Here is a 12,127-nt window from a genome sequence, read left to right as displayed (position 1 = left end):
TCCGCCGCGTGCGCGCGACCAGCCAAAGACAACCTGCACCCGGCTGACAACCGAAACCCCCCTGTAGGCTCCCCGCATGGACCTCGTGATCGGCCCACTGGACCTCCCCGCCCACGTCGACGAGGCCCTGGCCGTCCAAGCCGTAGCCTTCGGCCTCGGCCCCGACGAAGTCGCAGTCCGCCGCCAGATCGTCCTCCGCCACATGACCTACCCGGGAGCAAGGGCCCTCGGCGCCAAGGCCGACGGCAACCTCGTCGGGTTCGTCTACGGCATGCCCAACGACCGCACCCACTGGTGGTCCACCGTCGTGGAGCCGTACCTCAGGGCGAACCACCACGACCACTGGCTCGACGACTCCTTCGTGATCACCGAACTCCACGTCCACCCCGCCCACCAGAGCCGCGGCATCGGACGCACCCTGATCACCGCCATCACCGACGGCGCCGCCGAACCCCGCTCGATCCTCTCCGCGATCGACACCGAGAGCCCCGCCCGCGCCCTCTACCGCTCCCTCGGCTACCAGGACCTGGCCCGCCAGGTCCTCTTCCCCAGCGCCCCGAAGCCGTACGCCGTGATGGGCGCCCCGCTCCCGCTCCTGCGCCGCTAACCGATTTCCACCGCCCCGCACCCCCCGGATAACCTCCTGCCATCACCCTCCCCCACTCTCGGCTTCGCTCGAGCGGGGGGACCCCCGTCAGCAGGAGCTAAACCATGGCGAACGTACCGGTCCAGCGCATGTCCCAGTTGATGGCGAAGACGTTGCGCGACGACCCGGCGGACGCCGAGGTCCTCAGCCACAAGCTCCTCGTCCGCGCCGGGTACGTGCGCCGTACCGCCGCCGGCATCTGGAGCTGGCTGCCGCTCGGCAAGCGGGTTCTCTCCAACGTGGAGCGCATCGTCCGCGAGGAGATGGACGCGATCGGCGCCCAGGAGGTGCTGCTCCCCGCCATCCTGCCGCGTGAGCCCTACGACGCCACCGGCCGCTGGGACGAGTACGGCCCCGAGCTGTTCCGTCTCCAGGACCGCCGGGGCGGCGACTACCTCCTCGGCCCCACCCACGAGGAGATCTTCACCCTGCTGGTGAAGGACCAGGCGTCCTCCTACAAGGACCTGCCGGTGATCCTCTACCAGATCCAGAACAAGTACCGCGACGAGGCCCGGCCCCGCGCGGGCATCCTGCGCGGCCGCGAGTTCCTGATGAAGGACTCCTACTCCTTCGACACCGAGGACGAGGGCCTGGCCCGGTCGTACGCCCTGCACCGCGAGGCCTACCAGAAGATCTTCGCGCGCCTCGGCCTCGACTACCGCATCTGCGCCGCCACCGCCGGCGCGATGGGCGGCTCCAAGTCCGAGGAGTTCCTCGCCCCGGCCGAGGCCGGCGAGGACACCTTCGCCGACTGCCCGAACTGCGACTTCGCCGCCAACACCGAGGCGATCACGTACGAGTCGAAGCCCGTCGACGCCTCTGGTGTCCCGGCCGCCGAGGACATCCCGACCCCCGACACCCCGACCATCGAGACCCTCGCCGCCTCCCTCGGCGTCCCGGCCTCCGCCACGCTGAAGAACCTCCTGGTCAAGGTCGACGGCGAGATCGTCGCCGTCGGCGTCCCCGGTGACCGCGAGGTCGACATGGACAAGGTCGAGGCGCACTTCGCCCCGGCCGCCGTCGAGCTGGTCACCGAGACGGACTTCGCGACCCGCCCCGACCTGGTGCGCGGCTACGTCGGACCGCGGGGCCTGGAGAAGGTCACCTACATCGCCGACCCGCGCGTGGCACCCGGCACGGCCTGGATCACCGGCGCCAACAAGGCCGGCACGCACACGAAGAACGTCGTCGCGGGCCGTGACTTCGAGGTCGGCGAGTACGTCGACGTCGTGGTCGTGCAGGAGGGCGACCCCTGCCCGAAGTGCGGCACCGGCCTCGTCCTCGACCGCGCCATCGAGATCGGCCACATCTTCCAGCTGGGCCGCAAGTACACCGACGCCCTCAAGCTCGACGTCCTCGGCCAGAACGGCAAGCCGGTCCGCGTCACCATGGGCTCCTACGGCGTCGGCGTCTCCCGCGCGGTCGCCGCCCTCGCCGAGCAGAGCGCCGACGAGAAGGGCCTGTGCTGGCCCCAGGAGGTCGCCCCGGCCGACGTCCACGTGGTCGCCGCCGGCAAGGCCCTGCAGACCGAACTGGCCCTCGACATCTCCGAGAAGCTGGCGAAGGCCGGTGTCCGCGTCCTGGTCGACGACCGCGCCGGTGTCTCCCCGGGCGTCAAGTTCACGGACTCCGAGCTGATCGGCGTACCGCAGATCCTGGTGGCCGGCCGGCGCGCGGCCGACGGCGTGGTGGAACTGAAGGACCGCCGCACCGGCGAGCGCGAGGAGCTGACGGTCGAGGAGGCCATCGCCCGGCTCACCGCCTGAGCGTGCGCGCCCTGTGAGCGCTCCGGTCCTCCGGAGCGCTCACAGCCAGGCCGCGAACTCCAGCAGCAACTCCGCGTCCCGGGGCCGCCCGACCCGCCCCGCCCGCACACCGGACTCCACGGCCCGGAACAGCGTCCACCCGCGCAGCCGCTCCTGGTCCACGTCCAGGGACTCCGCCAGCCGCTTGATCCGGCGCCGGGTCGTGGCCGCGCCGGACGGCTGGGCGATCAGGTCCTCGACGCGGTCGCGCACCAGCCGGGCCAGATCGAAGGCGCACTCGCCGACCACCGGGTCGGGTCCCACGGCCAGCCACGGCATCCGCTCTCCGGCGAGCACCTTGCTCTGCCGGAACGTGCCGTGCAGCAACCGGTGTTCGGGCGGCGCGGCCAGCAGCTCCTCGCGCGCCCCGAGCGCCAGGTCGACGAGCGGGGCCACCTCGGGATCGGCCTGCGCCCGCGCCCGCATCGCCTCGGCCTGCCGCCCGGTCCGCTCGGCCACGGTCTCGAAGGAGAAGCCGGCGGGCGGCTCCCCCCACAGCCGCCGCAGCGTCCCCGCCGCCTCCAGCAGCGCCTTCGCCTCCGGCAGCGACCGCACCGACACATCAGGATGCAGCCGCTCCAGCAGCAGCACGCCCTCGGCCGTGAAGGGATCGAGCAGCTGTACGGCACCCCGCCCGCCCCAGTGGGCGAGCGCGGCCCGCTCCGCCTCCGGGCGGGCCCGGCCCGGTGCCAGCTTGAGCACGGCGGGTGTCCCGTCGGCCGTGCGCACCAGCGCGACCAGACTGCTGCGCCCGCCGGGCACCTGCACCCGTTCCACGGTCAACTCGCGTAGAGCGACAGCCCGCCGCGCCGCCTCGGGCAGCTTCTCCAGCCAGTCGTCACCGTCCGGTGCCGTCTCACCGAGCGCCCTGACCAGGCGGTTCGGCGGTTCGAAAACCATGCGCGAGTCGTTCCCTTCGTGCTGTCCGCGGTGCGTGCCCCACGGGGTCACGCCGTGGGCGCGGCCGCGGGCGGAGCCGTGTCCGCCCGCTCGGCGAGCCCAGGGAAGGCTACGCTCTCGCCGCGCCACCGCACCGCACGCACCGCGGCGTCCCGCAGCGCCTCGGCGGCCAGGACCCGCCGCCCGCCGCCCGCCGCGCGCACCAGGTCGGAGTAGACCCCGGCCACCCGGTCCTCCAACTCGGCGGCGAGCCGCACGGCGGCCGCGGCGTCCGCCACCGGGAACGGCAGCGCGTACCCGGCGGCCGCGGCCGCGGGCCTGCCCCCCAGGTCCTTCACCTCGCGCGCCAGCGCATCCCTGCGCGCCCGGTGCGCGTCGTACGCCGTCCGTGCCTCAACGCGCTGCCCGTCGCCGATCCGCCCGCCGACGACGCCGTATCCGTACACCGCCGCGTGCTCGGCGGCCAGCGCCGCCTGGAGGGCCCGCAGCTCCTGGTCCTTCGCCTCGCTCACGCGTCACCCTCCGTCAGCAGATAGACGTGCGCCGCCCCGGCGGCCGCCACCGAGGCCAGCAGCCGCGCCAGCTCGCCCTCCACCCCGACCAGTGCCTTGGCCCGCCGGTCGGCGAGCTCCCGCTCCGCGGCGGCGAGCACGGTGACCGCCTCCCGGTCGTTCCCCGGCACGGCGGGGGCCGAGGGGGACGGAGGAGCGGAGGAGGCAGAAGAAGAGGGAGAAGAGGGAGACGCCTTCCGGCCGCCGCCGAACGCCCGCGCGTGCCGTACGACCTCCTCCCGCAGCGGCCGCAGCCGCTCCGCGAGCCCAGGGCGGGCGGCGATCACCGCGTCGTACCGCTCGACCAGCTCCTCGCTGTCCCGAGCCGCACGCGCGCGTGCCCGGCGGTCGGCGGGCGACGGGCCGTCGCCCGGGTCACCGGAGTCCTCGTCGCCGGCGGTGCAGCCCGCCAGGGCGAGGGCCGTCGAGACGACGGCGAGCAGACTCCTTCTGCGCGGCCCCGAGCGGGCGCGCGGCGATGGGGGAAACGGCACTTCAGACGTCCTCGGGGGGCTCGTGCGAGAAAGAAGCGACTGGCAGGGCTGCACGCCCGTGATCACGGTACCCGGGCCTTCGCCCGGGACCACTCAGCGGCACCGTTCGTCACCGGGTGGACGGCAACACTCCCTGCGACCGGATACCCTTTGACCAGACACGCGCCCCATCCCACAACAGCACACGCGGCCGAGGAGTCACCCGGATGAGCACCACCCAGAGCGAGAGGCTGCGAGAACTACTGGAACCGCTCGTCAGCTCTCAGGGCCTGGACCTCGAAGAGATCGAAGTGGACTCCGTCGGACGGAAGCGTGTGCTGCGCGTGGTCGTCGACTCGGACACGGGCGCCGACCTGGACCAGATCGCCGATGTGAGCCGCGCGCTCTCGGCGAAGCTCGACGAGTCGGACGCGATGGGCGAGGGGGAGTACACCCTCGAGGTCGGTACCCCGGGCGCGGAGCGCCTCCTCACGGAACACCGGCACTACGTGCGCGCCACGGACCGCCTGGTGAAGTTCCAGCTGGCCGAGGGCGGCGAGCTGGTCGCCCGGATCCTGAAGGTCGACGACGACGGTGTCGACACCGAGATCCCCGGAGTCAAGGGCCGCAAGCCCACCGCGCGCAGACTCGCCTTCGACGACATCGTCCGGGCGCGTGTCCAGGTCGAGTTCAGCCGCAAGGACAACAAGAAGGAAGAGGAGGCGTAGCCGTGGACATCGACATGAGCGCCCTGCGGGGCTTGGTTCGGGAGAAGGAGATCTCCTTCGACCTGCTGGTCGAGGCGATCGAGTCGGCCCTCCTCATCGCCTACCACCGCACCGAGGGAAGCCGCCGTCACGCGCGCGTGGAGCTCAACCGGCAGAGCGGCCATGTGACCGTGTGGGCGAAGGAGGACCCCGACGACCTCGAGGAGGGCCAGGAGGCCCGCGAGTTCGACGACACCCCCACGGGCTTCGGCCGTATCGCCGCCACCACGGCCAAGCAGGTCATCCTGCAGCGCCTGCGCGACGCCGAGGACGACGCGACGCTCGGTGAGTACGCCGGCCGCGAGGGCGACATCGTCACCGGCGTGGTCCAGCAGGGCCGCGACCCGAAGAACGTGCTCGTCGACATCGGCAAGCTCGAGGCCATCCTGCCGGTGCAGGAGCAGGTGCCGGGGGAGACCTACCAGCACGGCACGCGCCTGCGGTCGTACGTGGTCCGGGTGGCCAAGGGCGTACGCGGCCCGTCCGTGACGCTGTCGCGTACGCACCCCAATCTGGTGAAGAAGCTGTTCGCCCTTGAGGTGCCGGAGATCGCCGACGGGTCCGTGGAGATCTCCGCGATCGCCCGCGAGGCCGGTCACCGGACGAAGATCGCCGTACGGTCCACCCGGTCCGGGCTGAACGCCAAGGGCGCCTGCATCGGCCCCATGGGCGGCCGGGTGCGCAATGTGATGGGCGAGCTGAACGGCGAGAAGATCGACATCGTCGACTGGTCGGAGGACCCGGCCGAGATGGTGGCGAACGCGCTGTCCCCGGCCCGCGTCTCCAAGGTGGAGATCGTGGACATGTCGACCCGGTCCGCCCGGGTGACCGTGCCCGACTACCAGCTGTCCCTGGCCATCGGCAAGGAAGGGCAGAACGCCCGGCTCGCGGCCCGCCTGACCGGCTGGCGGATCGACATCCGCCCGGACACGGAACCGGCCGACGACGGCTCCGGGGACAAGCCCGGGGAATAGATCCAAGCCGCGAGTCGTTCAGATCACGACAGGTTCATGCGCGGCAACTGTTCGAATCCTGCCCCAAAGGGGTGAGGAGCGTACGGGGAGGTAGACTTAACGGTGTCTGGCCGGACGCGCGTCCGCGCATGCCCTGAACGCACTTGTGTGGGGTGTCGGGAGCGAGCGGCCAAGGCCGATCTGTTGCGGATCGTGTTGATCGAGGACGCATGCGCCCCTGATCCTCGCGGTACGCTGCCCGGCCGGGGTGCGTACGTACACCCCGCCCAGATCTGTCTCGACCAGGCGGTACGCCGACGGGCGTTCACGAGGGCACTGCGCGCCCCGGGACCGCTCGACACAAAGGCGTTGCGCCGATACGTCGAGCAGACAACAGTTGCCGAGCAGGCAACACGGTAAGAAGACGTGTCGCACGGAACACCGTGCGGCTTGGTACCTCGCGAGTCGAAAGCAGGTCGAGATTGCGATGAGCACTCGATGAGTACGCGATGAGTACGCCCATGAACTAGCGACGGTCCGGACGTAACCCGGACCTCAAAGGAGCGAAGTGGCTAAGGTCCGGGTCTACGAACTCGCCAAGGAGTTCGGTGTCGAGAGCAAGGTCGTCATGGCCAAGCTCCAGGAACTCGGTGAATTCGTCCGTTCGGCGTCTTCGACGATCGAAGCGCCCGTCGTACGCAAACTGACTGACGCCTTCCAGGGCGGCGGCAACGGCAAGTCCGCCGCGAAGCCCGCAGCCCCCAAGAAGGCCGCCCCCCGTCCCGCCGCGCCCTCTCCGGCGCAGGCGGCGCGCCCGGCTGCCCCGAAGCCGCCGGCCGCACCCAAGCCCGCCGCGGCCCAGGAGCCGTCGGCCCCCTCGGCCCCGGCGCCGACCCCGGGTCCGCGTCCGACGCCGGGCCCCAAGCCCGCGCCGCGTCCGGCCCCGGCCGCGCCCGAGTTCACGGCGCCGCCCGCGGCGGCTCCGTCCCCGGCCGCGCCGAAGCCCGCAGGCGGGCGCCCCGGCGCCCCCAAGCCCGGTGGTGGCCGCCCCTCCGGCGGTCCCGGCCAGGGCCAGGGCGGCCAGGGCCGTCCCGAGCGTGGCCCGCGTCCCGGTGCTCCGGCGCCGCGTCAGGGCGGTTCCCGTCCGGCCGGTCCGCGTCCGGGCAACAATCCCTTCACCTCCGGTGGCTCCACCGGCATGGCGCGCCCGCAGGCGCCCCGTCCGCAGGGCGGCCGTCCCGGCCCCGGTGGCCCGGGTGGCGGTCCCCGTCCCCAGGCGCCCGGCGCCCAGGGCGGCGGCGGTCCGCGTCCGCAGGCTCCGGGCGGTAACCGTCCGAGCCCGGGCTCGATGCCGCGTCCGCAGGGTGGCGGCCCGCGTCCCGGCGGTGGCTCCGCCGGTCCTCGTCCGAACCCCGGCATGATGCCGCAGCGTCCCGCTGCCGGCCCGCGTCCCGGTGGCGGTGGCCCCGGTGGCCGCGGTCCCGGTGGCGGCGGTCGTCCCGGTGGCGGCGGCGGTCGCCCGGGTGGCGGCGGTTTCGCCGGTCGTCCGGGTGGCGGCGGCGGTTTCGCCGGTCGTCCGGGTGGTCCCGGTGGCGGTGGCGGCGGTTTCGCCGGTCGTCCGGGTGGTCCCGGCGGCGGTGGCCGTCCCGGCTTCGGTGGTCGTCCCGGCGGTCCCGGCGGCCGTGGCGGCACGCAGGGTGCCTTCGGCCGTCCCGGCGGTCCGGCGCGTCGTGGCCGCAAGTCGAAGCGGCAGAGGCGCCAGGAGTACGAGGCCATGCAGGCCCCGTCGGTCGGCGGTGTGATGCTGCCTCGCGGCAACGGCGAGACCGTTCGCCTGTCGCGCGGTGCTTCCCTCACCGACTTCGCGGAGAAGATCAACGCCAACCCGGCGTCGCTCGTCGCGGTCATGATGAACCTCGGCGAGATGGTCACGGCCACGCAGTCCGTCTCCGACGAGACGCTCCAGCTCCTCGCCGGCGAGATGAACTACACGGTTCAGATCGTCAGCCCGGAGGAGGAGGACCGCGAGCTCCTCGAGTCCTTCGACATCGAGTTCGGCGAGGACGAGGGCGACGAGGAGGACCTGATGGTCCGCCCGCCCGTCGTCACCGTCATGGGTCACGTCGACCACGGTAAGACCCGGCTCCTCGACGCCATCCGCAAGACGAACGTCATCGCGGGCGAGGCCGGCGGCATCACCCAGCACATCGGTGCCTACCAGGTCGCGACCGAGGTCAACGAGGAAGAGCGCAAGATCACCTTCATCGACACCCCGGGTCACGAGGCGTTCACCGCCATGCGTGCCCGTGGTGCGAGGTCGACCGACATCGCGATCCTGGTCGTCGCGGCCAACGACGGCGTCATGCCGCAGACGGTCGAGGCGCTCAACCACGCCAAGGCGGCCGAGGTCCCGATCGTCGTCGCGGTCAACAAGATCGACGTGGAGGGCGCGGACCCGACCAAGGTGCGCGGTCAGCTGACCGAGTACGGCCTGGTGGCCGAGGAGTACGGCGGCGAAACCATGTTCGTCGACATCTCCGCCAAGCAGGGTCTGCACATCGACTCCCTGCTGGAGGCCGTGGTCCTCACGGCCGACGCCTCGCTCGACCTGCGGGCCAACCCGAACCAGGACGCGCAGGGCATCTCGATCGAGTCCCGTCTCGACCGCGGCCGTGGTGCCGTGTCGACGGTCCTCGTCCAGCGAGGCACGCTGCGGGTCGGCGACACCATGGTGGTCGGCGACGCGTACGGCCGAGTCCGGGCGATGCACGACGACAACGGCAACAGCGTGGCCGAGGCCGGTCCCTCGACGCCGGTTCAGGTCCTGGGCCTGACCAACGTCCCGGGTGCGGGCGACAACTTCCTGGTGGTCGACGAGGACCGTACGGCCCGTCAGATCGCCGAGAAGCGCGCCGCCCGCGAGCGGAACGCCGCGTTCGCCAAGCGCACGCGCCGTGTGTCGCTCGAGGACCTGGACAAGGTGCTGAAGGCCGGCGAGGTCCAGCAGCTGAACCTGATCATCAAGGGTGACGCTTCTGGTTCGGTCGAGGCGCTGGAGTCCTCCCTGCTCCAGCTGGACGTCGGCGAAGAGGTCGACATCCGGGTCCTGCACCGCGGCGTCGGTGCGGTCACGGAGTCCGACATCGACCTGGCGATGGGCTCGGACGCGATCGTCATCGGCTTCAACGTCCGCGCTGCCGGACGTGCCCAGCAGATGGCGGAGCGCGAGGGCGTGGACGTCCGCTACTACTCGGTCATCTACCAGGCGATCGAGGAGATCGAGGCGGCCCTCAAGGGCATGCTCAAGCCGGAGTACGAAGAGGTCGAGCTCGGTACGGCGGAGATCCGCGAGGTCTTCAAGTCGTCCAAGCTGGGCAACATCGCGGGTGTTCTCATCCGCTCCGGCGAGGTCAAGCGGAACACCAAGGCCCGCCTGCTGCGCGACGGCAAGGTCATCGCGGAGAGCCTCAACATCGAGGGCCTGCGTCGCTTCAAGGACGACGTCACCGAGATCCGCGAAGGGTTCGAGGGCGGTATCAACCTCGGCAACTTCAACGACATCAAGATCGACGACGTCATCGCGACGTACGAGATGCGCGAGAAGCCGCGGGTGTAACCCCCGGTTTCCACCAACCGGCCGACGCGGCACACGCCGCGTCGGCCGGCTGGCCGTTGGCATACCGGTCGGCGTACCGAGGCACACGGACATGGGTACTGAGGCGCGCTGAGTAGGGTGCCGAGGTACGTGGATCGGTATGCCGAGGCGTGCCGAGCGGGTGCTCGGCGAACTGGTCGGGCGCTGAGGCGCGCAGGGCGGCTGCCGAGGCGAGCTGGTCGGGGTGCTGAGGCACACGGACATGGGTACTGAGGCGCGCTGAGTAGGGTGCTGGGGTGCGCCGGTCGGGGTGCTGAGGCGAGCTGGTCGGGGTGCTGAGGTGCACGGTCGGGGTGCCGAGGCGAGTCGGCCGGGGTGCTGGGGCGAAGTCCCGCGAGGGGTGCAGGGGACGCAGTCCCCGCCGGGTCCGGGGCGCAGCCCTGGGCAGCACTTCGAACCCACCGCGTCGGGTGGCGGGCGGGCGAAGGGCCGGGGTCTGGGGCGGAGCCCCAGGGGGCCGGGCCTTCTGGCCGACCGTGTCGGGCGGGTGGGCGGGCAAAGGAAAACCCCGTCGAGCCACCGGCAGGTTCGCGGTACCGTTCTTGATGTCCCTGCCACCCAAACCGCAGGGCCATCGATCCCGTACCGGCGGGTCATCCGGATACACATGTACGTGGGGACTCTGTCCTTCGACCTGCTCCTCGGCGACGTCCGGTCGCTGAAGGAGAAGCGCTCCGTCGTCCGCCCCATCGTCGCCGAGCTCCAGCGCAAGTACGCGGTGAGCGCGGCCGAGGTGGACCATATGGACCTCCACCGCAGGGCCGTCGTAGGCCTCGCGTTGGTGTCCGGCGACGCGGGGCACCTGAGCGAGGTACTCGACCGGTGCGAACGGCTGGTCGCCGCCCGCCCCGAGGTGGAACTGCTGTCCGTCAGGCGGCGCTTCCACGGCGAAGACGACTGACGACCCAGAGAACGACCCAGACAGGAAAGAACGGGAGACGGACCAGTGGCCGACAACGCGCGGGCTAAAAGGCTGGCGGACCTCATCCGAGAGGTGGTGGCCCAGAAGCTGCAGCGCGGGATCAAGGACCCGCGGCTCGGCTCGCACGTCACCATCACGGACACCCGGGTCACGGGTGACCTGCGGGAGGCGACCGTCTTCTACACCGTGTACGGGGACGACGAGGAGCGCAACGAGGCCGCAGCCGGCCTGGAGAGCGCCAAGGGCATCCTGCGCTCCGAGGTGGGCCGGGCCGCCGGTGTGAAGTTCACGCCGACCCTGACCTTCGTCATGGACGCCCTCCCCGACACGGCCCGGAACATCGAGGACCTCCTCGACAAGGCGCGCCAGTCCGACGAGAAGGTACGCGAGGCCTCCGCCGGCGCGAAGTACGCCGGTGAAGCCGACCCGTACCGCAAGCCGGACGAGGACGACGAGACGGACGACACCGCCGAATGACCCAGAAGCACACCACGCCCGACGGCCTCGTCATCGTCGACAAGCCGTCGGGCTTCACTTCGCACGACGTCGTCGCCAAGATGCGCGGCATCGCCAGAACACGACGCGTCGGGCACGCCGGCACCCTCGACCCGATGGCGACGGGCGTCCTCGTCCTCGGCGTCGAGAAGGCGACCAAGCTCCTCGGCCACCTCGCGCTGACCGAGAAGGAGTACCTGGGCACCATCCGGCTCGGGCAGAACACCCTCACGGACGACGCCGAGGGGGAGCTCACCTCCTCCGCCGACGCCTCCGAGGTCACCCGCGACGCCATCGACGCCGGTGTCGCCAAGCTGACCGGCGACATCATGCAGGTGCCGTCCAAGGTCAGCGCCATCAAGATCAACGGGGTGCGGTCCTACAAGCGGGCGAGGGAGGGCGAGGAGTTCGACATCCCGGCCCGTCCCGTCACGGTCTCCTCCTTCGGCGTGTACGACGTCAGGGAGGCCGTCGCCGAGGACGGCACGCCCGTACTCGACCTGGTCGTGTCGGTCGTCTGCTCCTCCGGTACGTACATCCGGGCCCTGGCCCGCGACCTGGGCGCCGACCTCGGTGTCGGCGGTCATCTCACCGCCCTGCGCCGTACCCGCGTCGGCCCCTACAAGCTGGACGCGGCCCGCACGCTCGATCAGCACCAGCAGGAGCTGACCGTGATGCCGATCGCCGAGGCCGCGACGGCCGCCTTCCCGCGCTGGGACGTCGACGCCCGGCGGGCCAAGCTGCTCACCAACGGCGTACGGCTGGAGATGCCCGACGAGTACGCGGGCTCCGGCCCCGTCGCCGTCTTCGACCCGGAGGGCGGCTTCCTCGCCCTCGTCGAGGAGCAGCGGGGCAAGGCCAAGAGCCTGGCCGTCTTCGGCTGAGGGGCGGACCGGAGGACCGGTGTCCGCCCGTGGAGCGGCGACCACGGGGTACCTCCACTGCCGCCGCTCCACGGTC

The 12,127-nt window shown here is 71.7% G+C and carries 12 protein-coding genes; 9 read left to right on the top strand and 3 right to left on the bottom strand.

The annotated features are described in order from the left end of the window. Positions 1-76 precede the first annotated feature (76 nt). Together ACZ58V_RS00165 and ACZ58V_RS00160 are read left to right on the top strand one after the other, a co-directional pair. The gene (locus tag ACZ58V_RS00165; protein WP_468195239.1) at positions 77-607 is read left to right on the top strand and encodes a GNAT family N-acetyltransferase; all 531 of its coding nucleotides are present in this window, start codon (positions 77-79) and stop codon (positions 605-607) included. Positions 608-711: 104 nt separating this feature from the next. Then, the gene (locus ACZ58V_RS00160; protein WP_468195241.1) at positions 712-2,412 is read left to right on the top strand and encodes a proline--tRNA ligase; all 1,701 of its coding nucleotides are present in this window, start codon (positions 712-714) and stop codon (positions 2,410-2,412) included. A gap of 39 nt (positions 2,413-2,451) precedes the next feature. On the opposite strand, the gene ACZ58V_RS00155 is transcribed toward ACZ58V_RS00160, so the two are convergent. The 3 genes from ACZ58V_RS00155 to ACZ58V_RS00145 are packed head-to-tail and all read right to left on the bottom strand — an operon-like array spanning position 2,452 to position 4,396. After that, complete coding sequence (locus ACZ58V_RS00155) at positions 2,452-3,351, bottom strand: aminoglycoside phosphotransferase family protein (protein WP_468195243.1); 900 nt, start codon at positions 3,349-3,351, stop codon at positions 2,452-2,454. A gap of 47 nt (positions 3,352-3,398) precedes the next feature. Continuing rightward, positions 3,399-3,863 (bottom strand): ferritin-like domain-containing protein, encoded by a 465-nt coding sequence (locus ACZ58V_RS00150; protein ID WP_468195245.1) that lies wholly within the window; start codon positions 3,861-3,863, stop codon positions 3,399-3,401. Then, on the bottom strand, positions 3,860-4,396 hold the full coding sequence (locus ACZ58V_RS00145) for a hypothetical protein (protein ID WP_471287658.1): 537 nt from the start codon (positions 4,394-4,396) through the stop codon (positions 3,860-3,862). The genes ACZ58V_RS00150 and ACZ58V_RS00145 overlap by 4 nt, the downstream gene beginning before the upstream one ends. A 206-nt stretch (positions 4,397-4,602) precedes the next feature. On the opposite strand from ACZ58V_RS00145, the gene rimP reads away from it, so the two are divergent. From rimP to truB, 7 genes are all read left to right on the top strand, one after another. After that, the gene (rimP, locus tag ACZ58V_RS00140) at positions 4,603-5,103 is read left to right on the top strand and encodes a ribosome maturation factor RimP (protein WP_184598386.1); all 501 of its coding nucleotides are present in this window, start codon (positions 4,603-4,605) and stop codon (positions 5,101-5,103) included. Between the two features lie 2 nt (positions 5,104-5,105). Next, positions 5,106-6,116 carry a transcription termination factor NusA gene (gene nusA, locus ACZ58V_RS00135; protein ID WP_468195249.1) on the top strand — a complete coding sequence of 337 codons (1,011 nt, stop codon included), beginning with the start codon at positions 5,106-5,108 and terminating at the stop codon, positions 6,114-6,116. 102 nt (positions 6,117-6,218) lie between these two features. Beyond that, positions 6,219-6,515: a YlxR family protein gene (locus tag ACZ58V_RS00130; protein WP_261684166.1), complete on the top strand. Its 297-nt coding sequence runs from the start codon at positions 6,219-6,221 to the stop codon at positions 6,513-6,515. Positions 6,516-6,663: 148 nt separating this feature from the next. Beyond that, positions 6,664-9,711, top strand: coding sequence for a translation initiation factor IF-2 (infB, locus tag ACZ58V_RS00125; RefSeq protein WP_468195253.1), 3,048 nt, complete (start codon positions 6,664-6,666; stop codon positions 9,709-9,711). A 646-nt stretch (positions 9,712-10,357) separates the two neighbouring features. Next, positions 10,358-10,651: a DUF503 domain-containing protein gene (locus tag ACZ58V_RS00120; RefSeq protein ID WP_184598380.1), complete on the top strand. Its 294-nt coding sequence runs from the start codon at positions 10,358-10,360 to the stop codon at positions 10,649-10,651. Between the two features lie 45 nt (positions 10,652-10,696). Further along, positions 10,697-11,149, top strand: a complete 453-nt coding sequence (gene rbfA / locus ACZ58V_RS00115; protein ID WP_189728170.1) for a 30S ribosome-binding factor RbfA — start codon at positions 10,697-10,699, stop codon at positions 11,147-11,149. Then, a complete protein-coding gene (gene truB, locus ACZ58V_RS00110; protein WP_468195256.1) occupies positions 11,146-12,051 on the top strand; it encodes a tRNA pseudouridine(55) synthase TruB in 906 nt (301 codons plus the stop codon). Before rbfA ends, truB begins: the two co-directional genes overlap by 4 nt. Positions 12,052-12,127: the final 76 nt, after the last annotated feature.

Source organism: Streptomyces sp. NPDC040589 (assembly GCF_055594445.1).
Note: the sequence above shows the minus strand (reverse complement) of the source record. Positions and strands in the feature narration are given on the sequence as shown.